24 protein-coding genes are annotated in these 21,853 nt (G+C 60.0%); 12 read left to right on the top strand and 12 right to left on the bottom strand.

Annotated features, from left to right (window positions below):
* Window positions 1–106 precede the first annotated feature (106 nt).
* The 3 genes from trpD to purN are packed head-to-tail and all read right to left on the bottom strand — an operon-like array spanning window position 107 to window position 2,651.
* The gene (trpD, locus tag SYN63AY4M2_RS04285) at window positions 107–1,138 is read right to left on the bottom strand and encodes an anthranilate phosphoribosyltransferase (RefSeq protein ID WP_011429527.1); all 1,032 of its coding nucleotides are present in this window, start codon (window positions 1,136–1,138) and stop codon (window positions 107–109) included.
* Window positions 1,139–1,167: 29 nt separating this feature from the next.
* Window positions 1,168–1,962, bottom strand: a complete 795-nt coding sequence (locus SYN63AY4M2_RS04280; RefSeq protein WP_099812399.1) for a PIN domain-containing protein — start codon at window positions 1,960–1,962, stop codon at window positions 1,168–1,170.
* A 26-nt stretch (window positions 1,963–1,988) separates the two neighbouring features.
* The gene (gene purN, locus SYN63AY4M2_RS04275) at window positions 1,989–2,651 is read right to left on the bottom strand and encodes a phosphoribosylglycinamide formyltransferase (protein WP_011429529.1); all 663 of its coding nucleotides are present in this window, start codon (window positions 2,649–2,651) and stop codon (window positions 1,989–1,991) included.
* A 459-nt stretch (window positions 2,652–3,110) separates the two neighbouring features.
* Between purN and SYN63AY4M2_RS04270 the strand changes: the two genes are divergently transcribed.
* The 4 genes from SYN63AY4M2_RS04270 (at window position 3,111) to SYN63AY4M2_RS04255 (ending at window position 5,730) form a co-directional block, all read left to right on the top strand.
* Window positions 3,111–3,581 carry a hypothetical protein gene (locus SYN63AY4M2_RS04270; protein WP_011429530.1) on the top strand — a complete coding sequence of 157 codons (471 nt, stop codon included), beginning with the start codon at window positions 3,111–3,113 and terminating at the stop codon, window positions 3,579–3,581.
* Between the two features lie 16 nt (window positions 3,582–3,597).
* A complete protein-coding gene (aat, locus tag SYN63AY4M2_RS04265; RefSeq protein WP_011429531.1) occupies window positions 3,598–4,176 on the top strand; it encodes a leucyl/phenylalanyl-tRNA--protein transferase in 579 nt (192 codons plus the stop codon).
* A 91-nt stretch (window positions 4,177–4,267) separates the two neighbouring features.
* Complete coding sequence (locus SYN63AY4M2_RS04260; RefSeq protein WP_011429532.1) at window positions 4,268–4,450, top strand: DUF3285 domain-containing protein; 183 nt, start codon at window positions 4,268–4,270, stop codon at window positions 4,448–4,450.
* Between the two features lie 146 nt (window positions 4,451–4,596).
* Entirely contained in the window at window positions 4,597–5,730 is a 1,134-nt protein-coding gene (locus tag SYN63AY4M2_RS04255; protein WP_011429533.1) for a histidine kinase, read from the top strand.
* Here SYN63AY4M2_RS04255 and SYN63AY4M2_RS04250 read toward each other — a convergent pair.
* From SYN63AY4M2_RS04250 to SYN63AY4M2_RS04225, 6 genes are all read right to left on the bottom strand, one after another.
* Window positions 5,696–6,196: a fasciclin domain-containing protein gene (locus SYN63AY4M2_RS04250; RefSeq protein WP_011429534.1), complete on the bottom strand. Its 501-nt coding sequence runs from the start codon at window positions 6,194–6,196 to the stop codon at window positions 5,696–5,698. The genes SYN63AY4M2_RS04255 and SYN63AY4M2_RS04250 overlap by 35 nt on opposite strands.
* 134 nt (window positions 6,197–6,330) lie before the next feature.
* Complete coding sequence (locus tag SYN63AY4M2_RS04245; protein WP_099812397.1) at window positions 6,331–7,641, bottom strand: CO2 hydration protein; 1,311 nt, start codon at window positions 7,639–7,641, stop codon at window positions 6,331–6,333.
* A gap of 45 nt (window positions 7,642–7,686) precedes the next feature.
* On the bottom strand, window positions 7,687–9,216 hold the full coding sequence (locus SYN63AY4M2_RS04240; RefSeq protein ID WP_099887229.1) for an NADH-quinone oxidoreductase subunit M: 1,530 nt from the start codon (window positions 9,214–9,216) through the stop codon (window positions 7,687–7,689).
* Between the two features lie 40 nt (window positions 9,217–9,256).
* Window positions 9,257–11,092 carry an NAD(P)H-quinone oxidoreductase subunit F gene (locus SYN63AY4M2_RS04235; RefSeq protein ID WP_011429537.1) on the bottom strand — a complete coding sequence of 612 codons (1,836 nt, stop codon included), beginning with the start codon at window positions 11,090–11,092 and terminating at the stop codon, window positions 9,257–9,259.
* Between the two features lie 352 nt (window positions 11,093–11,444).
* The gene (gene psbM, locus SYN63AY4M2_RS04230) at window positions 11,445–11,552 is read right to left on the bottom strand and encodes a photosystem II reaction center protein PsbM (RefSeq protein ID WP_011429539.1); all 108 of its coding nucleotides are present in this window, start codon (window positions 11,550–11,552) and stop codon (window positions 11,445–11,447) included.
* An 80-nt stretch (window positions 11,553–11,632) separates the two neighbouring features.
* The gene (locus SYN63AY4M2_RS04225; protein ID WP_011429540.1) at window positions 11,633–11,929 is read right to left on the bottom strand and encodes a 2Fe-2S iron-sulfur cluster-binding protein; all 297 of its coding nucleotides are present in this window, start codon (window positions 11,927–11,929) and stop codon (window positions 11,633–11,635) included.
* A 362-nt stretch (window positions 11,930–12,291) separates the two neighbouring features.
* On the opposite strand from SYN63AY4M2_RS04225, the gene psbB reads away from it, so the two are divergent.
* The 3 genes from psbB to SYN63AY4M2_RS04210 all read left to right on the top strand — a co-directional run bounded on the left by psbB (window position 12,292) and on the right by SYN63AY4M2_RS04210 (window position 14,841).
* On the top strand, window positions 12,292–13,824 hold the full coding sequence (psbB, locus tag SYN63AY4M2_RS04220) for a photosystem II chlorophyll-binding protein CP47 (RefSeq protein ID WP_011429541.1): 1,533 nt from the start codon (window positions 12,292–12,294) through the stop codon (window positions 13,822–13,824).
* Between the two features lie 113 nt (window positions 13,825–13,937).
* On the top strand, window positions 13,938–14,036 hold the full coding sequence (locus SYN63AY4M2_RS04215; RefSeq protein ID WP_011429542.1) for a photosystem II reaction center protein T: 99 nt from the start codon (window positions 13,938–13,940) through the stop codon (window positions 14,034–14,036).
* Between the two features lie 397 nt (window positions 14,037–14,433).
* Window positions 14,434–14,841 (top strand): response regulator, encoded by a 408-nt coding sequence (locus tag SYN63AY4M2_RS04210; protein ID WP_011429543.1) that lies wholly within the window; start codon window positions 14,434–14,436, stop codon window positions 14,839–14,841.
* Here the strand turns inward: SYN63AY4M2_RS04210 and purQ are convergent.
* Together purQ and purS are read right to left on the bottom strand one after the other, a co-directional pair.
* On the bottom strand, window positions 14,838–15,515 hold the full coding sequence (purQ, locus tag SYN63AY4M2_RS04205; protein WP_011429544.1) for a phosphoribosylformylglycinamidine synthase subunit PurQ: 678 nt from the start codon (window positions 15,513–15,515) through the stop codon (window positions 14,838–14,840). The two genes, SYN63AY4M2_RS04210 and purQ, sit on opposite strands and share 4 nt — an antisense overlap.
* Window positions 15,516–15,567: 52 nt before the next feature.
* Window positions 15,568–15,825: a phosphoribosylformylglycinamidine synthase subunit PurS gene (purS, locus tag SYN63AY4M2_RS04200; RefSeq protein ID WP_011429545.1), complete on the bottom strand. Its 258-nt coding sequence runs from the start codon at window positions 15,823–15,825 to the stop codon at window positions 15,568–15,570.
* Between the two features lie 59 nt (window positions 15,826–15,884).
* Here purS and SYN63AY4M2_RS04195 point away from each other — a divergent pair, with 59 nt between their 5' ends.
* Both SYN63AY4M2_RS04195 and SYN63AY4M2_RS04190 read left to right on the top strand, forming a co-directional pair.
* Complete coding sequence (locus SYN63AY4M2_RS04195) at window positions 15,885–16,658, top strand: ABC transporter permease (RefSeq protein ID WP_011429546.1); 774 nt, start codon at window positions 15,885–15,887, stop codon at window positions 16,656–16,658.
* A gap of 46 nt (window positions 16,659–16,704) precedes the next feature.
* Window positions 16,705–17,433: a 2-phosphosulfolactate phosphatase family protein gene (locus tag SYN63AY4M2_RS04190; RefSeq protein WP_099812389.1), complete on the top strand. Its 729-nt coding sequence runs from the start codon at window positions 16,705–16,707 to the stop codon at window positions 17,431–17,433.
* On the opposite strand, the gene SYN63AY4M2_RS04185 is transcribed toward SYN63AY4M2_RS04190, so the two are convergent.
* Window positions 17,430–17,714 carry a hypothetical protein gene (locus SYN63AY4M2_RS04185; RefSeq protein WP_099835629.1) on the bottom strand — a complete coding sequence of 95 codons (285 nt, stop codon included), beginning with the start codon at window positions 17,712–17,714 and terminating at the stop codon, window positions 17,430–17,432. The genes SYN63AY4M2_RS04190 and SYN63AY4M2_RS04185 overlap by 4 nt on opposite strands.
* Window positions 17,715–17,928: 214 nt before the next feature.
* On the opposite strand from SYN63AY4M2_RS04185, the gene argC reads away from it, so the two are divergent.
* From argC to SYN63AY4M2_RS04170, 3 genes are all read left to right on the top strand, one after another.
* Window positions 17,929–19,035, top strand: a complete 1,107-nt coding sequence (gene argC, locus SYN63AY4M2_RS04180) for an N-acetyl-gamma-glutamyl-phosphate reductase (protein ID WP_099887228.1) — start codon at window positions 17,929–17,931, stop codon at window positions 19,033–19,035.
* A gap of 5 nt (window positions 19,036–19,040) precedes the next feature.
* Window positions 19,041–20,498: a hypothetical protein gene (locus SYN63AY4M2_RS04175; RefSeq protein ID WP_240530494.1), complete on the top strand. Its 1,458-nt coding sequence runs from the start codon at window positions 19,041–19,043 to the stop codon at window positions 20,496–20,498.
* 225 nt (window positions 20,499–20,723) lie between these two features.
* Window positions 20,724–21,806, top strand: coding sequence for a tocopherol cyclase family protein (locus SYN63AY4M2_RS04170; protein ID WP_011429551.1), 1,083 nt, complete (start codon window positions 20,724–20,726; stop codon window positions 21,804–21,806).
* Window positions 21,807–21,853 lie beyond the last annotated feature (47 nt).

Here is a 21,853-nt window from a genome sequence, read left to right as displayed (position 1 = left end):
AGAGCGGTGGGGCGTCCCGTTCTTCAAGCTCAGGAAATGTCCTGCTATTGGGCAGGAGTCACTGGGAAGCCCGCACTCTATGCGTCAGCATGAGTGCGGGAGTACGTCACGAAGCCAGAAAATTGACCAGCTTTTGCAGGCGATCCCAGGCAGCGCCGCTGGCAAGGATCTCCCGCGCTTGGGCAATTCCGGATCCCCAATCGGGAACGGCTCCGGCCACCTGCAGGGCCAAAGCGGCATTGAGGGCCACCACATCCCGCTGGGCAGGCGCTCCGGATCCTTGGAGAACTTGGGCGAGGATGGCGGCATTTTCCGCCAAGTTCCCCCCCTGGAGGGCCTGGACAGGTGCGGGCGTAAGATCGTAATCTCGCGGGTTCAAAACTTCTGTTCGTACCAGCCCACCGGAAAGGATGCCCAGATCGGTGGGCTGATCCAACCCGGCCTCGTCCAGACCTTCGCGGCTGTGCAACACCACGGCCCTTTCCCGCCCCAACAGACGCAAGGCCTCGGCCATCACCGGCACCAGCTCCGGGGCATAAACCCCGATCACCTGGCGGTTGGGATAGAGGGGATTGACCAGGGGCCCCAAGAGATTAAAGACAGTGCGAACTTTAAGGGCGCGGCGGTAGGGGATCACCGCCCGCATGGCCGGGTGCCAGTGGGGGGCAAAGAGAAAGGTGATGCCCACTTCCGCCACCGCCGCCCGCACTTGCTCTGGCTCAGCGCTCAGGTTCACCCCCAACGCCTCCAGCACGTCCGCCGAGCCAACCTTGCCAGAAGCAGAGCGGTTGCCGTGCTTCACGACTGGGATCCCGGCAGCGCTGACCACGAAGGCCACAGCAGTGGAAATGTTAAACGTGCCGGCCCCATCTCCCCCGGTGCCGCAAGTATCCACCAACAGGGGCAGATCCAGGGGGGATCCCAGGGAAGCTCGCTGCAGCACCCGCGCCATGCCGGCCAGTTCACTGGCGCTGACCCCCTTGGCTTGCAGGGCCGCCAAAATCGCTCCCGACACCACATCCGGCACTTGGTTGTGCAGCCAGCCGTTCATCAACTGTTCGGCTTGGGCTTCGCTCAGAGATTGCCGCTCCAGCAACTGTCCCAAAAGCTGGGGCCAAAGGTCAGCCGTTTCCGTCATGGGGCGGGATCCGGGTTTTCAGCAAGCCCTCATCCTAGCATAGGTCTGCGGGGGCTCTTTCGGCCAAAGCGGCTAGAGATCGCGCAGCCAAGGGTCCGAGACAGGGGCAGCCGCCGCCAGATCCCTTCGCTCCCCGTGGGATCCAACAAACGCCAGGCCAGCAACCCTGCTGCCGAGAAGAAAGCCAAAGCCAGCAGCAGCGCCAGGGAGTTTTGCACGCTTTTCCAGGCGAATCCAACCTGAGATCTCCGTTGAACAGGTCGGGAGCCCTTTTGAGCGGGGGAGGGTGGTTTTGCAGAAGTTGGGGAGGGGGGCAACGGAGCAGCGGGAATGGGAGGCCCTGGCAGCCGCTTCCAAGCCATAGCCACAGCCTGGGGGCGCTGGCGCATCCACCGGTTGAGCTCGGCCAGAGAGATGGCACAGAGGTTGGCAAGGCCCAGCCCCTGCACTCGCTCGACCAAGGGTCGGTCGTTGCTCACCACCACCACCAGGGATCCCGGCTGCTGTTGGGCCAGGGCATAGGCACACTCGGCAATGGCCTGCTCTAGGCGGACTCGCAGCGACTGCTCGCCGGCGTTGACTTCACCCACCAGGGCGCGGGCTTCTGAGACGGCAAATCCCAAACGGGGCCAGTGGCGCAAGAAGGCGCGCGCTGTCGATTCTTCTTGGGGGTCGATGGCCTGTCGGGTTAGGCGTTCTAGCTCCGCCATCACCGCCTGGGGCAGCACACACACCCCAAAACGGGCCCATTCCTGCCACAGAGCCGGGCGACCGGCCAGGATCGCAGAGCTGTCGAAAACGAGCAACGGCGAGATTTCGGCCATAGGGGGCGCCAGCGGCGGGCTCACCCTCAATTGTGCAGCTTCTCCGAGAACTTGGGGAGGCGGGATCCCTCGGCCAAACAGAGGCGGATGGCCAGCGGGTAGAGGCGGTGTTCCTGGGCCTGGATGCGCCGGTAAAGGGATTCCACCGTATCTTCCGGCAAAACCGGTACGGCTGCTTGCGCCACAATGGGGCCGCTATCCATTTCCAACGTGACCCGGTGGACGGTGCAGCCGGTGATTTTCACGCCGTACTCCAGCGCCTGCTCCACCGCCCGCAGGCCCTTGAAGCTGGGCAAGAGGCTGGGGTGGAGGTTTAAAACCCGCTCCGGATAGGCAGACAGCAACACTTGGGTCACCAAACGCATCCAGCCGGCCATGATCACCCACTCCACCTGATACTCCTGGAGCACTTGCAAGATGGCCGCGTCCAGCGCCTCCCGGCTGGCATAGTGCCGATGGTTGAGCAGAATACAAGGGATCCCTCTTCGCCGCGCCCGCTGCCGCACGTAGGCGTCTGGATTGTTGGTGATCACGACGGCAATTTGCGCCCGTAGCTCGCCAGCATCGATGGCTTGGGCGATGGCCTCGAAGTTGCTGCCGTTGCCGGAAGCCAAGATGCCCAGGATCCCCGGCTGGGGAGGAGCCGGGATCTCGCCGGGGTCTGGCCAGAGGAGGTTAGGCAAGTCCATACGAAAAACTCGAGGGAGAGTCCGCAGCCCCGCTATTTTAGACCCAGCCGGATTTGGCTGCGACCTGCTCTTGTCGGAGAGAGAGTCCAAAAACTAGGCTGCCACTGATGCTATCCAGCCTGTCCAGCACCGCTCAAACCCTGGGCAAGGAGCTGAAAGCGCTGAACTGAATTGTGCAAAAGCACGAGGTGCTGATCGCAGAAACTGATGCTGGCTCCCCGAGGAGCTCTGGCTCGCTTTGACAGGCGCAGCGGTGCTATCGAGCTCCGCCCGGCTTAGCTGCAGGAGGAAACGGGAGAGATACGCCAAGAAATGCTGCGGATGTGGCAAGGGATCTGCAATTGGTGGCGGGATTTTCTGGAGTTTCTGCAAAGATAGGCCAAGCCAATTCCAGGAACTGGGCCTGGATCTTTCGCGGGCTGGTCTAAATTGGGAAAGCATTGACCTTGGTGTGAGAGCATGGCTCCCTTGAGAAAGCGACAGCGGCGATTTTGGCTTTTTGGCCTGATCGTCCTTCTGGTCGGATTGATGGGATCCCTGACGCAAGCGCAGCAAAGCCTCACCCAGGCCCAGTTGGAGCAGGCCCAATACGTGCGCAGTTGCGGCACTTGCCATGTGGCGCTGCCCGCTCAGGTGTTGCCCACCGAAACCTGGCGACGGCTGCTACAGGATCCCAACCACTACGGCCAGCAGATCCAGCCCCTGACCGGCGTGGCTTTACAACTGGCTTGGGGCTATTTGCGGCCTAATTCCCGTCCCCTGCGCCAAGGGGAACCGGTGCCCTATCGCCTGGCCGAGTCTCGCTACTTCCGCGCTTTGCACCCGCAAGTAGACTTTCCCAACCCAGTGCGGGTGAGCGGCTGTGTGGATTGTCACCCCAAGGTCGATGCGGGAGACTTTGCCAGCCTCTCGCCGGAATGGCAATCTTGAGAGGCGCAGAGACAGCATGCAGGTAGATATAGGCGCTATTCTGACCGGATATGCCCAGGGCTACTTCCTCATGGCGGACGAAGAAACCGGATCCCTGGCCTGGTATGGCACCGAGCAGCACGCGCTGATCCCTTTGGACGAGCGGTTTCACTGTCCCCGTTCGCTGCGGCCTTTGGTGCGCGGCAGTTGCTTTCAGGTGCGGATCAACGGCGCTTTTGAGCAAGTGGTGGAGGGCTGTGCCGCTCGCCCCCAAACTTGGATTAGCTCGGAATTAAAGCAGATCTACCTTGCCCTGCACCAAGCGGGGTTTGCCCACAGCTTTGAAACCTGGCAGGGAGACACCCTAGCAGGCGGGATCCTGGGCATTGCTTTGGGGGCGGCCTTTATCGGCGAATCGATGTTTTACCGCATTCCCAACGCTTCGAAGGTGGCGCTGGTCAAGCTGGTGGAACACCTGCGGGAGCGGGGCTTTCGCCTTTTTGACGCCCAGTTGATGAACCCGCACCTGGCTCGCTTTGGGGCTTTTCTCATGGACGGACGGGATTACCAGGAGCTGTTGCAGCAGTGCCTGCGGATCCCTTGCCGGTTTGACTGAGCCAGCGCCCTGGGGGGCAGGGGGTATTTATCAAGAGGGGTGGATTGGGCTAGGTTAAAGGTAGTGTTCAGCTTTTGTTCCGGCCATCCCGATGTCGCAGCCCTCTCCTGTCAGCTCCACCCCTGTTGAGAAGGGATCCTCGCCTCAGGTGAGCTATACCCGCCTGGCCATGCGCAACATGGTGCGTAAAGGCAAAACCTCCCTCCTGCACTTCACTCTGACAACAGCGGGGTTGCTGGCAGTGTTGGTAGGGCTGGCGTATCTGTTTCACTGAGTTTCACTGCCTTTGATGTTCCCTCCTAAACTTTTCCCAAAGTTAAGTGTTAGGAAGGTAAAGGACGGGCAGCGAGGGAGCCGGGTTTCGTTGGCGGCAACCTCTGCTGCTGCAGACCTCATCTTTGGCCCTTGGGACTTTTGCCTATGCAAACTTCGCTAGATCGCACCTCCACCCGTTCTGGCATTCGCCTGCTGTTGTTTGCTCAGGGTCGAGCCAATATCGAGGAACTGGCGGAGCAATTGCGTCGGCACATCCAGGGGCTGCCGGGCCAGCATCCTGCCCATCTGAAGGTGGTACCGCTGGAGGAGCACCCCTACCTAGCAGAGCACTACAAGTTGGTGGTGACGCCAGCCTTGGTGAAAGCAGAACCCCTGCCGGCTCAGGTCTTGGCGGGCGAAGATCTGGCGACGCAGTTGGAAGTGTGGTGGCCCCGCTGGCAGGGTCAGGCGGCTTTGGTTTCCTACCAGGAAGAGGCGGGTCAAGATCCTGCTCCTCCCCCGACCACCGAGGCGTTGTTGCAAATGTCGGAAGAGGTGTTTTCGCTGCGCCAGGAGCGCGCCCAACTGCGGGAGCAGTTGGACTTCAAAGACCGCGTTCTGGCCATGCTGGTGCACGATTTGCGCAGCCCCCTGACGGCTACAGCCCTGGCGGTCGAAACCCTACAGCAAGGGCGAGAAGGATCCCTGGACAAGGCGGTGGAGCGGCAGTTGTTCGAGCATGCCCGCCAGCAATTGCGCAAGATGGACAGCATGATCACCGATATTCTCGAGTCGGCCCGTGGCAGTGCCTCGGAGCTGCGGATTCGAGCCGTGGAAACTCAGTTGGCCAGCCTATGCCAGCCAGTGATCGAGGAGCTACTGCCTCGCATCCAAGCCAAGCAATTGCAGTTTCAAGCCGATATTCCGGTGGATCTGCCCACAGTTCACGTGGATCCCGACAAGATCCGCCAGGTTATTTTCAACCTGTTGGACAATGCCATCAAGTACACTCCCGCCGGGGGATCCATCCGCCTCAACATCCTCCACCGCACCAGCCAAAAGGTACAGGTGACCGTCAGCGACACCGGCCCTGGGATCCCGGAAGCCGAGCAAGAGAACATCTTCTCCGATGCGGTGCGCCTATCCCGCGACCAACAGCAGGAAGGCTATGGCATTGGCCTTTCCCTTTGCCGTCGCATCGTGCGCGCCCACTATGGCCAGATTTGGGTGGAATCGATCCTGGGCAAGGGCAGCAGTTTTCATTTCACCTTGCCGGTGTATCGACTCTGCGGTCGCTAGCCAAGCTTTGGCCCTCGCTTTTCCCTGTTTCTCCCGAGAGCATGATCGGCCAGAACCAGTGGGGGCGCATCAGGATCACGGTGTCGATGACGTGAATGATGCCGTTGTCCGCCTCGATATCCGCCTGGATAACGGTGGCATTGTTCACCTCAAACACGTCCCCCTCGATAAACAAATCGATGGGGGATCCCTCTACCGAGCCTACACGCTGGTACTTGGCCAAATCCGCCTTTTTCAGGCGACCGGGCACCACGTGGTAACACAAAATGCGAGTCAATTGGGGGATGTTTTGCACTAGGGTGGTGACGGTGCCGGGGGGCAACTTGGCAAAAGCCGCATCGGTGGGCGCAAAAACAGTGAAAGGGCCAGGGCCTTTCAAAGTATCCACCAAGTTTGCCGCCTTCACGGCTGTAACCAAGGTGGAAAAACCCTCAGCAGAAACTGCAATATCGACAATATCAGGCATGGCCAAGATCCTTGTTTTGCTGAAGTGGGAATAAAGGTCTGGACGGCAGGTTCAGAAGAGCAGTTGGGTCCAAGCAGGATCGGGAAAAGGGAAAGCCAAAACCGACCACCTGAAATCGGCGTAATTGTCCTCAACTAGCGGTAGTTTTGATCCTGAATATAGGAGAGGCGGGCTGCCTCGCGGATGCCGTATTCCGGTCGGGTGAAGCGATTGAGCTGTCCCTCAAAATAACGGCGGTTCATCATCAAATGCCGCGGGTTGGGATCGTCCAGAGGATACAAGAAAGCGGCTCTCCCCGCCTGGATCACGGCTGAAGTAACGTTGTACATGGAGCGCTGGAAGCTGATCCCAAGCTGGATCAGCATGTCGTCTTCACCACGGCAATGCTTGCGGTAATACTCCACCAAATACTGGGGCAAAAAGTGGTACATATCCTGGTGCAAAAGGGTCGGCGGGATCCCGGCACTGCCCACCGGAAACTTATCGGCGTAGAGAACCCCGTAGTGGAAATCCAATTGGTTGGTGGGAACTTCGTTGGCTTGGGCGTTGTAGGACTTGGTGCCGCGGAAGGGAGAGGTGCGATAAAACACCGCTTCCACATAGGGGAAAGCCGCCTCGTATAGCCAAGTGAATCCTTTGGATTTGGGCACAATGTCGTACCACTCTCCTCGAATGCGCACCCGGTGATAAATGGGCCGCCCGGCAACGGCGAAGATCCCGTTAACCAAAAAGTTCATCGCCTCCGGCACGCTGGTAATTTTGCCCTCGTCGTAGAGATCGCTCATCTCAAAAAAGACGGGGGCCATCACCTCCCAAAACAGGCCCAGCACCGAATACATGGTGGCCTGGCGGCAGAGTTCCAGAAACATGTCTGGAAAGAGCTTGTACAGGCCGGTCAAAAGGGGGTTGCCCTGGCAGTAGGCGCGGATGGCGCGGTCGGCATTTTGCTTGTATTCTTCCGAATCCATATAGGGATCCAGCAGGCCCCCCATATCCCGGTGCCAGAGCATGGCCCGCATACATTCTTCGGCAAATTCCATGTTGATGCGGTCATGCCAAAGGTGATGCAAAATCCGCGGCAGCTTGCGCTTGAGCTCCCCTTTTTCCATGAACTCCAGCAGTTCCGGGTGGGCCGTAGCGGGGCCGCGCCAAATGCGCAAATCGGCATTATCCCCCGCGTAGTGGTTGGCCAGCTTCAAATATTCTTCGGGAATGATGAACTTAAAAAAGGGCAAGGGATCCACAAACACCTGCTCGGCAATGTAGAGCAGATCGCGCCAGTAAAAGTCCATCGGCACCGCATAGGCTTTGTAGAGGCCGATAATTTGCATCAGGTTTTCCGGCGTATCCGGCAGCATCGATCCCCCTGCCTCGAGGCGATGCACCACCTCGGCAAAGGGATGGGTGGAAGGGGGGAGCTTGGGCGTAACCAGGGTCGTCGTCATGGAAAAAGTCTCCAACTCTTCACTGCCTTCGGCTAGGGGAGAAAGTCATGAGCTTGCGTTGTCCATCAGGGATCCCTGCAGCAAACTGGAGGGAGAAGAATGTTCGGCTTCCGCGATGACAAGCGTCTGGGCTTGAGCCACCTGGGTGGATAGAGTAAAGGCCAAGGTTTGGGGCCATTTCACCAGGTTCATGGGCTGGATCCCAAACCAGACGATCAAGGCAGTTAAAAGAAAGCCCGGGATCCGCTCCCAACCTTGCACCCGGGGGTAGTAGGCGGTGCGGTTGTCCAATTTGCCGAAGCAGGTGCGGTTGAGCAAAATCACAAAATACACCGCCGTCAAGCCGGTGCCGCAGATGCTGAGCAACGTGGGCAACGGAAAATCTTGGTAGCTGCCCTGGAAGATCAAAAACTCGGCCACAAAGCCCACCAAGCCCGGGATCCCGGCGCTGGCCATGCCGCCCAAGATCAACAGGGCGCTCACGGTGGGCAGGCCGCGCAGAGGATTGAGCAGGCCGTTGAGCACGTTCAGATCCCGCGTTCCCACCTTGCGCTCCACCAGGCCCACCAGATCAAACAGCAGCGCCAGAATCAGGCCGTGGGAGACCATCTGCACCATCGCCCCCGTCAGGCTAATCGGCGTGGCCGCCGCCATACCCAGCAGGATGTAGCCCATATGGCCGATGGAGCTGTAGGCCACCATGCGCTTGATGTCTTTTTGGGCGATGGCCGCCAAAGCCCCCGACAGCACAGCAATAGCCCCCCACCAGGCCAGCAGCCCACTCAGATCGGCCCAAACCTGGGGAAACAACTGCAGCCCAAAGCGAAACAGACCATAGGTGCCCAACTTGGAGAGCACCCCTCCCAGCAGCACCGCCACCGGCGGGGAAGACTCGCCGTAGGCGTCGGGCAGCCAGGTGTGGAAGGGCACCAGCGGCATCTTGATGCCAAAGGCCACAATCAAAGCCAACAGGGCCAGGGTTTGGGCAGCGGGGCCCAGGGAGCTGATGCGAATCTCGGCCAGCTCAAAAGTATGGGGATCCCCCAGCCAGTAGACGGCCAGAAACGCCCCCAACAGGAAGACGGCGGAAACAGCGGTGTAGATCAAAAACTTGATGGCGGCATAATCCCGCTTGGGGCTGCCCCAGATGGAAATGAGCAAGTAGATCGGGATCAGCACCAGCTCGTAAAAGAGGAAAAACAACAGCAGGTTCTGGGCGGCAAAAGCCCCGTTGACCGACCCACTCATCAGCAGAATGCAGCCGTAAAAGAGATTGGGCCGCTTGGTCTCCGGCTCAGCCGTCAAAATGGCGATGAGAGTGAGCAGCCCGTTCAGGGCCACCATCAACAAAGCCAGCCCGTCCAAGCCCAGGGAGTAGCTCAGCCCGATTTGCGGGATCCAATCCCACCGCTGCTCCCACTGAAAGCCGGTCGCCTGCACGTCGAAGCGGGTAAACAGAAATAGCGAGATGGCCAACGGGATCCCGGCCAAGACCACCGCCAGCTTGCGCCCTCCCAAGCCCAGGAACAGCAGCAGGGATCCCAAAATCGGCAACACAATCAAGGCACTCAGCATGGTCTTTTCCCTCTTTCTTAAGGACTCCGTCCCCCTCTGCCTAGAGAATTAGCCAGCCCAGCAGGGCCACCCCCACCACAATCGTCAGCACATAGGCCTGCAACTGGCCGGAGGTGGTGTATTTCAAAACCTGACCTCCTGCCAGCACAACTAAGCTGGTCAAATTCACCACGCCGTCCACCACGTAGCGGTCAAAGAGGGCCGTAACCTCAGAAATGATGCGCACCACAAACACCACGCTGGCGCGGTAGAGCTTGGGGGTGTAGAAGTCGTTGGCCAGCAGATCCTGCCAGTCGGCCAAGAAAGCCCAGTCCACTGGCCGCCGCCCCCGCGGCAGGTACAGCCAGGCTCCCAACGCGATGCCCGCCAAGCTGGATCCGGCCATCACCGCAATCGGGATCCCCTGCAGAGCCGGCAAGAGATCCAAGGCCGCCAGAATCATCGGCACATGCAGCGTCACCCCCATCATGGCCGTGCTGGGCAACATCATCGGCCAGTGCACCTCTGGGGAGCGCTCGCTCATCTGCTGCGGCTTGCCTCCCCAAACCAGGCCGAATACCCGCGTCAGCCCCAGCGCCGTTACCGCGTTGGTGACCAGCACCACTGCCGCCCACAGCCCCTGCCCCGATTGCGCCAACTGCTGCCACAGATCCGTCAGCACCCAGAAGGAGCCGAAAGGCGGCAGGGCCACCATGCCGGCCATCCCCGTCAAAAAGCACAGGCCGGAAATGGGCCGCCGCGACCACAAGCCCCCCAGATAGCGCAGATCCTGGGTAATGCTGTTCCAGATCACCATGCCCAGCGCCATCACCAGCAAGGCCATCGCCGGCGCATAGGTGAGCAGCAGTTGGTAGGCCTGTTGCGTGTGTCCTGTGCCCACCGCTACAAAGATCAAGCCCATGTAGGCGCTCACCAGGTAGGACAAGGCCCGCTTGGCATCAATTTGGGCCAGGGCCACCAGGGATCCCCCCACTGCCGTCAGCCCCCCGATCACCAGCATCAGCCGCAACACCGTCGGGGAAAGCTCATAGAGCGGCTGCAGCCGAATCAACACCCAAGCTCCTGTGCCCACCACCACCGCATTGCGCAAGATCGTAGAGGGGATCGGCCCTTCCATCGCCTCATCCAGCCACAGATGCAGAGGGAACTGGGCACACTTGCCCACAGGGCCGGCCAGCAACCCCAGCCCCACCAAGGCGATCAAGTTCGGATCCACAGAGATAGCTCCTGCCTGCACCGACTTTGCCCAAGCCGTCAAGTCCTCAAACTCCCAGGATCCCGTCAAAGGATAGATGGCGATGACCCCCATCAAGAGCAACAGGTCGCCGATGCGCTTGGTTAGAAAAGCATCCCGGGCCCCAGTTACCACCAGCGATTGGTTAAACCAAAAGCCCACCAACAGGTAGGTGCCCAGAGTCAAAATCTCCAGGATGACGTAGCTGAAAAACAAAGAGTCGCACAGAGCCAGAGCGCACATCCCCCCCTCAAACAGGCCCAGCAGCGAGAAGAACCGCGCCCAGCCCCAGTCCATTTCCATGTAGCCAAAGCCGTAGATCTGGGCCGCCAGGTTTAGCCCCGTCACCACGGCGCAGGCCCCCAGCGTTAGCGATGAAACCTGCAGCGGCAGCTCCAACACCAGATCCCCTACCTGCAGCCAGGGCAGCCGAATCACCTGCGCCGGCTGATCCCAAATCGCCACCAGCGCCCCCACACTGTGCAAGAACGCCACCAAGGTCAGCAGCGCATTTAGATAGCCCGCCGGTCGGGGGCCGGTGCGCCGGGTGATCCCAGGGGACCAAATCAACGCCCCCAGCCACGCCACTAGCGCATAGAGGGGAATTAACCACGCGGTTCTGACCAGCCCGTCCAAACTCATAATCCTCCTTACGGCCAGGAATCCCGCCTGACCCCATCGCCTACTGAGATCCTGTAAAAAATCTTAAGAGGCATCCTAGTGGCAAACTAGGATAGACAAAAATCAAGTTTTCCGATGAAGGCTATAGATTTCTAGCTAGGGAAGCGGAAACCTTCTCGCAGGCAACACAGACAGGCAGGAACCGTTGCCGGAGGGCTCCAGGTGGAGAGGGCCTCGGCCAAGGGACAGCTTGGCGCAAAAAGTAGAGGGATCCCCTTTTCCAGCGGGGATCCCCGTCGAGCTTTGGATGTCATCGTCGACTGTGAGCCTTGGTTCCTCAGCAGGAGGTAAGACTTGCCTTCATGGGCCTAGGTCAGCTCTCCGACTTGCTGGAAGTCTGCACGTACAAGATCACCAGGAAGATCGAGGGCACCAGAATAACCAAAATGGTGGCCAAAAGGCCCAGGTAGTTCGTCTCCATAGCTGCACACGCCGCAAACCCAACTGGCAGCTAGCATACCATTCTCAGGTACGCCTTGCCCAAAAGCGGCCAAGCCGGCTCTAGGGTTTCGTCTTCACCGCAACATCCCCCAATACCTTCGTCTGGCAGGCGAGACGATAGGTATCGGGCTTGCGCTTGAGCTTGCGGTTTTCCGCCTCGGTGCGGGGAGAGAGGTTCTCGGCTCCCTCGACAATCTCCACCACACAGGTGCCACACTGGCCGTTGCCGCCGCAGTTGAGCAGCTTGGCCATCATCTTGTAGAGGTCGATCTGGTTCTCCAGCGCCTTCAAGCGCAGGTTAGCGCCTTCCGCGACGACGATCTCTCTATTCTCGTTGACAAAGCGAATCGTTGCCATAATCTCGCCCGAAACCACGACACCTTTCAGATTGAGCCAGGAAAGCTCCAGGGTTTGCTAAGTATTGTTACACTTTAAATCATATTTTTAATCTTTGGCGAGAGATCTGGGAAGATGATGGCAGATAAGAGGGCATCCCGCCTGAAGCCGCTCAGGTCAGTTGCGTTTCGTTATACTGTTTGATGCCTGTGATGAAAATTCTGAGAGCGATGTCCTCACTGGGTGCGCTCTTGGGTTAGGTGGGTGCGGCACCCCTCGACACTGAAGAGACTGCTTAGGTAAGGATCCCAGGTGAAGATGTCGGCTTCAGTTTTTTGACTGGATATCGCGCAAGTGTTGGAGAACGTGGAGGATCGAGCTTTATGGGACTACCGTGGTACCGGGTCCACACCGTTGTATTAAATGACCCAGGTCGCCTGATCGCGGTACACCTGATGCACACTGCGCTGGTGGCAGGTTGGGCCGGATCGATGGCGCTGTATGAAACGGCTATTTTCGATCCATCGGATCCTGTCCTGAATCCGATGTGGCGTCAGGGCATGTTCGTCATGCCATTCATGGTGCGTCTGGGGGTGGTCAACTCCTGGGGCGGCTGGAATATCTACGGCGAGAGCGTGGCCAATCCCGGCTTCTGGACGTTTGAAGGGGTAGCCACTGCTCACATTGTTTTGTCTGGCTTGCTCTTTTTGGCCGCCTGCTGGCACTGGGTGTACTGGGATCTGGAGCTGTTCCGGGATCCCCGTACCGGCGAGCCGGCTTTGGACTTGCCGAAGATTTTTGGGATCCACCTGCTCTTGGCCGGGATCCTTTGTTTCGGCTTTGGGGCTTTTCACCTGACGGGGGTGTTTGGCCCAGGGATGTGGGTCAGCGACCCCTACGCGACGACAGGGCATGTGCAGCCGGTGGCGCCGGAGTGGGGGCCGGCAGGGTTTAACCCCTACAACGCTGGCGGGGTGGTGGCCCACCACATTGCCGCGGGCATCGTGGGCATCATTGCCGGCCTGTTTCACATTACAGTACGCCCACCCCAACGCCTCTACAAGGCTCTGCGCATGGGGAACATTGAGAGCGTGCTCTCCAGCTCGATTGCGGCCGTGTTTTTTGCCGGCTTTGTGGTGGCCGGGACGATGTGGTACGGCAGTGCCACCACTCCTGTGGAGCTGTTTGGCCCCACCCGCTACCAATGGGACTCCGGCTATTTCAACCAGGAAATTAACCGGCGCGTCAATGCCGCTATGGAGGCCGGGATGACCCGCAGCGAGGCCTACAATTCTCTCCCCAAGTCGCTGCTCTTCTACGATTACGTGGGTAACAGCCCGGCCAAGGGTGGTTTGTTCCGGGCTGGTCCGATGAACAAGGGAGACGGTATTGCTATCGAGTGGCTGGGCTACCCCGTCTTCCGGGACCGTGAAAGTCGGGAGCTGACGGTGCAACGCATGCCCAACTTCTTCGAGACGTTCCCCGTCATCCTGCGGGACGCCGATGGCGTGGTGCGGGCGGACATTCCCTTCCGGCGCGCCGAGTCACGCTACAGCTTTGAGCAGGTGGGCGTGACGGTGGAGTTCTACGGCGGCAAGCTGGACGGTCAGGTGTTCACTGACCCGCCAACGGTTAAAAAGTATGCCCGTATGGCTCAGTTGGGCCAGCTCTTCGAGTTCGACCGCGAAACGCCTAAGGCCGACGGCACTTTCCACACCAGCCCCCGCGGTTGGTTTACCTTCGCCCACGCGGTCTTTGCGCTGCTGTTCTTCTTCGGGCACATCTGGCACGGCGCCCGTACTCTCTTCCGGGATGTGTTCGCCGGTATTGACCCGAACATGAGCGAGGAAATGGTGGAATTCGGCGTCTTCCAGAAAGTGGGGGATCCCACCACGCGCAAGGTGCAAGAAGCGTAAGGCTTTCTCGCGGGATGACCGCCGGCACTCTGTTTCTCTGGGGAGAGGGGGTGCTGGCGGCTTTGAGCTAATCTGGAATCAAGCCCCCTTAGGATTCTGATTTGGAGGTTGGTATGGAAGCCATCACCTACACCTTTATTCTGTTTTTGACGCTGGGCCTTCTGTTTTTTGCCGTCGCCTTTCGCGAAACTCCTAGGATTCAGAAGAAGTAACCTGCGCCAGGGGCTGCTGTTGTCGGCTTGCTGAGAGTGTTGAGTGGGTTGAGGCGGCCAAAAGAGACGGCAGTTGTACCCCGTACAAGGCCGGAAAAATCCCCGGCCTTGTTTTTGTTTTGTTTTCAGAGGGCGCTCGGTTCCAGGCTGGTAGAGTACCCCCCAGGCAACCCAGCAAAGCTGTTTTCAAAACGGTAGCTGTCCTCTCCTGCTGGCAGAGGGGGTAGCTACTGGCGCTACTTTATTGAGCTTTATTGAGATTTGTTATCAGTATTTTGGAGGGGGAGCTCTTGTCCCACTGCTCGAATGGGATGGCTAGAATTGCTTCGGGATGGTTTCCAGAACTACGGGGATTGCTGCGGCTCGAGTTCGCAACCAAGTCAACTTCAGGTTAGCGATGGCAACAGTGCTGCTGGTGGAAGACGATCCAATTAACGCCCGCGTTTTCGACAAAGTGTTGCGGCGGCGAGGCGGGTTTGAGGTCTTTCACAGCCAGGATGTGGAGGAGATCCTACGGCTGGCGCAGGCGCACGAGGTGGACGTGATTTTGCTGGATGTCTCCCTTTCTCAAAGCACCTTTCGTGGCGAGGCCGTGGACGGGATCCGCATTGCCCAACTGCTGAAGGGGGATCCCAAAAGCAGCTCCATTCCCATCATTTTGGTGACGGCCCATGCCATGCGGGGCGACCGCGAGGCCTTTTTGGCTCAAAGTGGGGCCAATGGCTACATCGCCAAGCCGGTGGTGGATCACGAGGAGATGGTGAACCAGGTGCGCAGGGTGTTGGCTCAGGCCCAGCAGGGCTAACCGGCCAGGCTTTGGACAATGGACTGCCAAAAGGGGATCCCATCCTGCCCCGGCAAGTCGGGATCCGCCGCCCGCTCCGGGTGAGGCATCAGGCCGAGGATGCGACCGCTAGGGTCACAAATGCCGGCGATGTTGTCCACCGAGCCATTGGGCGCGACCGGAGCATAGCGAAAGACGATCTGCCCCCTGTCCTGCAACTGCTTGAGGGTATCGGCATCGCAGACGTAGCGGCCTTCCCCATGGGCGATGGGCAGGGTCAGGGTGGCTCCGCAAGGGTAAGCGCTGGTCCAGGGCAGGTCTTGCCGCTCCACGCGGATCCCTACCCGGTCGCAGATAAAGTGCAGGTTGGCGTTGCGCACCAGCGCCCCCGGCAGCAGACCGGCTTCTGTCAAGATCTGGAAGCCGTTGCAAATGCCCAGGACATAGCCCCCCCGCGCCCCATGCTCGGCCAGGGATCCCATCACTGGCGCAAAACGGGCCAGCGCCCCAGCTCGTAGATAATCCCCGTAGCTGAAGCCCCCTGGCAGCACCACCACATCCAGCCCCGATAAATCGGTTTCCCGGTGCCAGATGAGTCGCGTCGGGCAGCCCAAGAGGCCGCGGGTTACCCAGGCCACGTCGCGGTCACAATTGGAACCGGGGAAAACGACAATGCCAAACCTTACCTTGGCCATGGGGATCCCTTGCTGTGAAAACAAAAAGGTGGTGAGGGCTAGGCGTGAGCAATCAACTCTCTACAGGATCCACTTGGATTTGATAGGTCTCGATGACCGGATTGGCCAGCAGTTGCTCGCACAGCTCGTTCACCTGCTCTCGGGCAGTTTCGGCGTCAGGGGCCTCTAGCCGCAGTTGGATGTGTTTGCCAATGCGCACTCCCTGCACCTGGGTATGCCCTAACCGATGCAAGCTAGCCTGGAGAGCAGCCCCAGCAGGATCAAGTACCGAGGGGCGCAGGTGGATCTGAATCTGGGCCTGGAACTGCATAGAATAAAGCTGGACTTCTACAAGTGTATAGCTGGATGTCGCTTGCTTGAGGTCAGCTTATGGATGCGGCGCGCGTCGTGGCCATTGCCCAGAATGTTTTCCGGGAAACGATTCGGGATCGCGTTCTCTATCTGGTGATGGTGTTTGCGGTGGCCATGTTGGGAGCCATCGTTTTGATCCCCCAGGTAGCCAACCAGGCCCACAACAAGATCATTGCCGATCTGGGTCTGGCCGCTATCCACTTCCTGGCGCTGGTGGTGGCTATTTTCGTCGGCACCGGGCTGGTGAATAAAGAGATCGAGAGGCGCACGGTCTATGTGCTGATTGCCAAGCCCATGAGCCGGGCGGAGTTTATTGTCGGCAAGCATCTGGGCCTGTCGGCTTTGCTGTCGGTGCTGCTGGTCATAATGACGGCCGTCTTTTTGCTCAGCCTGCTGTTGGTGCAGGCCCCCATTTCCCCCTGGGCCATTCTCTGGGCAGTAGTTTTCACCTTTTTGGAACTGGTGCTGATTGTGGCGGCAGCGCTGCTGTTTGGGGTTTTTACCTCTCCAATTTTGGCCACCCTCTACACCATTGCCCTGTTCATTATGGGCCACGCCAGCCGCGCCCTGCTGCAGTTAAGCAAGCTGGTGGAAGACGCAGGTTTTGGCAAGGTGTTCGAGGTCATTTACTTGGTCTTGCCGGATCTGGAGCGCTTTAATCTAAGAGATGCTGCCGTTTACGGCCAAATTCCTCCGCCCACCCAGCTCCTTGGCGACGCGCTTTACGGTCTGATCTACACCGTTTTGCTGCTCATTTTGACGGTGCTGGTGTTTGCCCGGCGTGAGTTCTAATAAGCTCTCGTGGGGCTCTAGTTGAACCTTTTTTGCTCCCTCTCTCATGCAACTTTTCCACTTCCACACCCCTGAGCAAGTCCCTCCGGCAGGGATCCCAGCCTGCGCAGTGGCCATCGACGTGCTGCGGGCCACCACCACCATCGCCGCAGCTCTGGCGGCAGGGGCAGAGGCCGTTGAGGTGTTTGCCGACTTGCAGTCCTTGCAAGCGGCCAGCCGGAGCTGGCCGGCCTCCAAACGGCTCTTGGCCGGGGAGCGAGGCGGCAAAACGGTGACGGGATTTGACCTAGGCAACTCCCCCCGCGAGTACACCCCAGAGCGCGTGCGGGACCAGCGCATCTTCATGAGTACCACCAACGGCACCCGCACCCTGCAGCGCTTAGAAAGGATCCCAGTGTTGATCACAGCAGCCCTGGTGAACTTGGGAGCAGTGGTGGAGTTTCTCAGGCAAGGAGCTTTTGCCGAGGTGTGGCTGGTGGGAGCTGGCTGGGAGGGGGCTTTTGCTTTGGAAGACACCGCCTGTGCCGGAGCCATTCTGCATCGCCTGGGCTGTTCGGAGGAGCAGTTGGGCAACGACGAGGCAGTAGCCGCCCTGGCCCTCTACCAAACTTGGCAAGACAATCTCCTGGGCCTGTTGCGGCGCTCCAGCCATGGGCAGCGGCTACTGGCCATTAGCCCTGAAAGCGACAGGGACCTGGCCTATTGTGCGGAGTTGGATCGGCTCTCAGTGGTGCCCCGGCAGATTCAGCCCGGCGTTTTGGCCCTCGCCGGCTAGCTGGCCTGGGGTGTCTTGTCGGCAACAGCCAAAGCCTTCTGGTGCAGCCACTCCTGCCATTCTCCCGGGATCAGCTTGCTGTGAAACGCATCTCCGGAGACAAACACCTCCTGCTGGTTTTGGGCCAAAACAAAAATGGAGCGGCGGTCGAAATGGGAGGTGAGCTTGTAGAGGGTGTAGGGGCCTTCGGAGTAGAGGGTTAAAGTTTCCTGATCCAGGCCGTGGCGGCTGCTTTGGCCGCGGGCTCGCAGGATCATGTTGATCAATTGTTCGTAGTACATACAACCCTTCCCGACGAGGTAGGGAACATCCCTGGGCACGACCTCAACAGCCAAGGCGGCTGCCGAGGCTTGGGCGGCTCGCGTGAGCCCAGTATAACTCCCGGCTCAGGCAACACTGAGCCCAACAGAGCAGGTGAGTTCAACCAAGGCAGCGGCAAATGCGATAAATAGTAAGGCAAACCGTCAGTTTTGCAATTCTGCACAGGCAGCCCCCATGGCCACTACGGCGCCTCGTTCTCTTCCTCCCACCGATCCCGTCCGTGTCGCCATTGTCGGGGCCTCCGGGTATGGAGGGGTGCAGTTAGCGCGGCTGCTCAGCGAACACCCCGGCGCGCAGATCACCTACCTGGCCGGTCAAGACAGCGCCGGCAAACGCTACGGGGATCTCTATCCTCACTTGGCCCAGGCGGTGGATTTGACCATCCAGCCGGTAGATGTGGAGGCCATTGCCGCCAGCAGCGACGTTGTCTTTCTCTCTCTGCCCAATGGCCTGGCAGCAGACTTGGCGCCGCCTTTGCTGGCCAAAGGGTGCAAAGTTCTAGATCTCTCGGCAGACTATCGCTTTCGCAACCTGGCCACCTACCAATCCTGGTATCGCCTGGGGCAGACGGATCCCAACTGGCCCAGCCCTGCCTATCGCCAGGCCAACGAGCAAGCGGTCTACGGGCTGCCAGAACTCTACCGGGAGGCCATCGCCCAAGCGCAACTGGTAGCCTGCCCCGGCTGCTACCCCACCGCCTCCCTGTTGGCGGTTGCCCCCCTGCTGCGGCAGGGGTTGGTGGAGCTGGACAGCCTTATTTTCGATGCCAAGTCCGGCGTCTCTGGCGCGGGCCGCACCCCCAAGCTGGGATCCCTATTTGCCGAGGTAGATGGCTCTCTGGGGGCCTATGGCGTGGCCCAACACCGGCACACACCCGAGATCGAGCAGGCCTGCAGTGACCTCACCCACACTCCCATCACTGTACAATTTACGCCCCACCTCGTGCCGATGGTGCGGGGTATCCACGTCACCTTGTACGCCAACCTGCGGGATCCCGGCCTTGTGGGCGAAGATCTCATCACCATTTACAACGCCTTCTATCGCCAATCCCCCTGGGTCAAGGTGCTGCCCCGCGGCGTTTACCCGCAAACCAAGTGGGTTGCCGGCACCAACACCTGCATGATTGGGGTGGAAGTGGATACCCGCACCAACCGAGTCATTGTCCTGTCGGTAATCGACAACCTCATGAAGGGACAGGCCGGGCAGGCGGTGCAATGCCTCAACCTAATGATGGGGTGGCCGGAAACCTTGGGCTTACCGCAGCTTGCCTTTTACCCCTAGCTATAATGCCGGTAATTCCCCTGCAGCCCAGTTTGCCCATGCCTAACCTCTTCTCCCCCAATCTTGATCCCAACAGGCCCGCCACGCCGGCGAACTCTCCACCTTCTAGGGCCGGGGATCTGAACTGGGAGGAGCTGTGGCGGCAACTGGAGGCGGGCTGGCAGGAGCTGCCCCGACGCTCCGAAGAAACAGTGCAGCAGACCCTAGCTCGTTGGCAACTGGAGTGGGGCGGCTTGTGCCGCGAGGCGCGAGATCGGCTGCAGGCAACTCTAGACAAAGCCAGAGCCACAACCTCTCCAGAGCCCCTCCCGCGAGAGCTGCAAGCGCTTTTGCCTCTGCTCAACCCCTGCCAATGGGAGGTGGTCATCGGCTCTCTGGAACGGGCCGCCGACCGAGCCTGGGTGGCCAGCCTGCTGTATCACAGCCTGCAGGAGCCACCACACCCCGAAGCAGCCACCAACGGCATCCCTGCCTGGGCGGGGGCCTTGACCTCTGAGCAGCGCTCTACCTTGGAGGCGATGAGCCTGCGGGCCTATGGCAACAGCCGCCTACCTTTGGTGATGGACAAAAGCGGCGAGATCCAAGTGGAAGCCTCAGCCGCCCTCTTGGCCGCCCTTATTGCTGTCGAGATCGGCAGCGTGGGATCCGCAGGCGCCCTCTCTTTGCTGGGCACACCGGAGCTGCGCAAGCTCTTGAATGCCGAGGGCAAGCTGCGGCGCAGCGTCTTAAAACAGGGGCGAACTGCCCTCACAGAAGAGGAATGGCAAACTCTGCGCCAGTGGCTTGATCCCAAGGGATCCCCCCCCGACTGGTACCTCTCCCTCACCCAAGTGGGGATCCAAACCACCCAAGTGGGGGACTATCTGGCGCGGCGGCTGCGGGAGTTTTTCCAGAGCGAGTGGATCAAGCTGGCGATCCCGCCCCTGTACCACTTGGTTATCGACGCCGTGCGGCTGTTGACGGGAGAAGTGTTTCTCAGCGTGGGCACAACCCTAGAATCGGCTTTGGAGTCGGCAGAGGCGGGGCGACGCCTGGAGTTGCTGCTGCAAGCTTTGCCCCAGGCCCGGCACATTCCCAGTCCCAAGCGCATCCAAGCCGCTCTTCCCGCCGTTGTGGAGGCTGCTGAGACAACCCTCAGGCCGCTCTTGGCGCGCCAGTTGATGACGGTGGCCGACATCTTCGACCCGCCCATTCGCAACGAAAGCCTCAACGAATTGGGGCGGCAACTCAACCTCTGGAATCCCTTGCAGTTTTTGCTCACCTGGGGTACGTCTGGCTGGCTGGGCGCTCTGCTAGATGAGATCAAAAAATTGCAGCAAACCTACCCGGAAATGCCCTTGTGGGAGAGCTATCGGCAAGGGGTTGAGACGGCAGTGCAAGCGCCTCGAGTGATGGATCAGGCGGAAGCCTTGCGCCTTACCGCCAAGAGCTTGGATCCCAAGATAGAACCGTCGGACGACTAACCTAGCGCAGGCGTACCCTACCCCCTCAGCCGAAGTGCCTCCATCTGCGGGCGTATTCAGCATCGCATAGGGCACAAACTTAAGGCCGAAAAGTCCCAAAAAGTTGGACTTAAAATCTCAGCTTGGTTGATATCCTAAAAGCAGACAGACATAGAAACAATTGCTCTTTTGGTAGCTATAGACTTTTTTCTATCTTCTGGCGATTCTCGAGGGAGTTGCTCTCCGGTGGCAGAGTGCTTTAAGCAAAACGGCTCAACGGACTGGGGATCCCTGCCCCATGGCGGCTATCACTGGGATGGCTGTGCCGAGCCGTTTTTCGAGGGCTGGTACAGCCGGGTCACTTTACCTGGGGATCCGCCCCTCAGCTTTGCCTTCATGTACGCCATCGACCCCAGGCGGGGAGGCATGGCGCAGGTGTTGGGGCCAGAGGAGGAGCTGCATTGGCGCACCTTCCCCAATCCACAGCGCTTCTGGGCCAGTTGGCGGCACCTGGCCTTGGGGCACGCTGGCGGGCCAGGCGAGAGCTGGCGAGGGCTGCAGGAGCCCCTCACCTTCTTCCAACACACCGCCAGCGGCTACCAATACACCGCCCGCCTCAACCAGGGGATCCTGCCAGATCCTGTCAGAGGCGAGGCCATCCGCTGGCTCTATCGCATTCAACTCTGCTCTGCCTACGGGATCCCGCCGCGGGCCACCATGGGAGCCTGGTCTTATCTGCCCATCTTCGAGCCGGGCTGGCAGATCCTGATGAGCCACGGCCTGGCCAGCGGCTGGGTGGAGTGGCGGGGCAGGCGCTTCGAATTCGAGCAGGCCCCCGCCTACGCCGAAAAAAACTGGGGACAAAGCTTCCCTCGCCGCTGGTTTTGGATCCAGTGCAACGCCTTTCCCAACCATTCCGGCCTCAGCCTCACCTGCGCCGGAGCCGAGCGGCAGGTGCTCACCCGCCCCGAAGAAGTCGCCCTGATCAGCCTGCACGGCGGGGGATCCCAGCCTTTTTTGGAGTGGCGGCCCGGCCAAGCTCGGCTAACCTGGCAGGTGGATCCCTGGGGATCCTGGCAGGTGCGCGGCGAAGACGCCCGTTGGTGCATCCAACTGGAAGGTCACACCCAGCGGCCTGGGCAAACCGTCTTCACCCCTGGCCCGGAAGGGATGCGGCGCAACTGCCGCGACACCCTGGCCGGCCATCTGCAGGTGCGGCTGTGGCAGCGCAACGGCCAGGTCTGGACGCAGGTGCTTGCGGCCAGCAGCTCCCAAGCCGGCCTCGAGGTGGGGGGAGAAGTTCCGCGATCCTGGCCAGGGCATTGTTGAACGTTGGCGGATATCTACACCCCCGTTGGACTTCCCAAAAAACGCTC

Source organism: Synechococcus sp. 63AY4M2, from assembly GCF_002760475.1.
Taxonomy (GTDB): domain Bacteria; phylum Cyanobacteriota; class Cyanobacteriia; order Thermostichales; family Thermostichaceae; genus Thermostichus.
Note: the sequence above shows the minus strand (reverse complement) of the source record. Positions and strands in the feature narration are given on the sequence as shown.

Coding starts and splice junctions, on each gene's coding strand:
- trpD (WP_011429527.1), bottom strand. CDS start 1,138: ATGACGGAAACGGCTGACCTTTGGCCCCAGCTTTTGGGACAGTTGCTG.
- SYN63AY4M2_RS04280 (WP_099812399.1), bottom strand. CDS start 1,962: ATGGCCGAAATCTCGCCGTTGCTCGTTTTCGACAGCTCTGCGATCCTG.
- purN (WP_011429529.1), bottom strand. CDS start 2,651: ATGGACTTGCCTAACCTCCTCTGGCCAGACCCCGGCGAGATCCCGGCT.
- SYN63AY4M2_RS04270 (WP_011429530.1), top strand. CDS start 3,111: ATGGCTCCCTTGAGAAAGCGACAGCGGCGATTTTGGCTTTTTGGCCTG.
- aat (WP_011429531.1), top strand. CDS start 3,598: ATGCAGGTAGATATAGGCGCTATTCTGACCGGATATGCCCAGGGCTAC.
- SYN63AY4M2_RS04260 (WP_011429532.1), top strand. CDS start 4,268: ATGTCGCAGCCCTCTCCTGTCAGCTCCACCCCTGTTGAGAAGGGATCC.
- SYN63AY4M2_RS04255 (WP_011429533.1), top strand. CDS start 4,597: ATGCAAACTTCGCTAGATCGCACCTCCACCCGTTCTGGCATTCGCCTG.
- SYN63AY4M2_RS04250 (WP_011429534.1), bottom strand. CDS start 6,196: ATGCCTGATATTGTCGATATTGCAGTTTCTGCTGAGGGTTTTTCCACC.
- SYN63AY4M2_RS04245 (WP_099812397.1), bottom strand. CDS start 7,641: ATGACGACGACCCTGGTTACGCCCAAGCTCCCCCCTTCCACCCATCCC.
- SYN63AY4M2_RS04240 (WP_099887229.1), bottom strand. CDS start 9,216: ATGCTGAGTGCCTTGATTGTGTTGCCGATTTTGGGATCCCTGCTGCTG.
- SYN63AY4M2_RS04235 (WP_011429537.1), bottom strand. CDS start 11,092: ATGAGTTTGGACGGGCTGGTCAGAACCGCGTGGTTAATTCCCCTCTAT.
- psbM (WP_011429539.1), bottom strand. CDS start 11,552: ATGGAGACGAACTACCTGGGCCTTTTGGCCACCATTTTGGTTATTCTG.
- SYN63AY4M2_RS04225 (WP_011429540.1), bottom strand. CDS start 11,929: ATGGCAACGATTCGCTTTGTCAACGAGAATAGAGAGATCGTCGTCGCG.
- psbB (WP_011429541.1), top strand. CDS start 12,292: ATGGGACTACCGTGGTACCGGGTCCACACCGTTGTATTAAATGACCCA.
- SYN63AY4M2_RS04215 (WP_011429542.1), top strand. CDS start 13,938: ATGGAAGCCATCACCTACACCTTTATTCTGTTTTTGACGCTGGGCCTT.
- SYN63AY4M2_RS04210 (WP_011429543.1), top strand. CDS start 14,434: ATGGCAACAGTGCTGCTGGTGGAAGACGATCCAATTAACGCCCGCGTT.
- purQ (WP_011429544.1), bottom strand. CDS start 15,515: ATGGCCAAGGTAAGGTTTGGCATTGTCGTTTTCCCCGGTTCCAATTGT.
- purS (WP_011429545.1), bottom strand. CDS start 15,825: ATGCAGTTCCAGGCCCAGATTCAGATCCACCTGCGCCCCTCGGTACTT.
- SYN63AY4M2_RS04195 (WP_011429546.1), top strand. CDS start 15,885: ATGGATGCGGCGCGCGTCGTGGCCATTGCCCAGAATGTTTTCCGGGAA.
- SYN63AY4M2_RS04190 (WP_099812389.1), top strand. CDS start 16,705: ATGCAACTTTTCCACTTCCACACCCCTGAGCAAGTCCCTCCGGCAGGG.
- SYN63AY4M2_RS04185 (WP_099835629.1), bottom strand. CDS start 17,714: ATGTACTACGAACAATTGATCAACATGATCCTGCGAGCCCGCGGCCAA.
- argC (WP_099887228.1), top strand. CDS start 17,929: ATGGCCACTACGGCGCCTCGTTCTCTTCCTCCCACCGATCCCGTCCGT.
- SYN63AY4M2_RS04175 (WP_240530494.1), top strand. CDS start 19,041: ATGCCGGTAATTCCCCTGCAGCCCAGTTTGCCCATGCCTAACCTCTTC.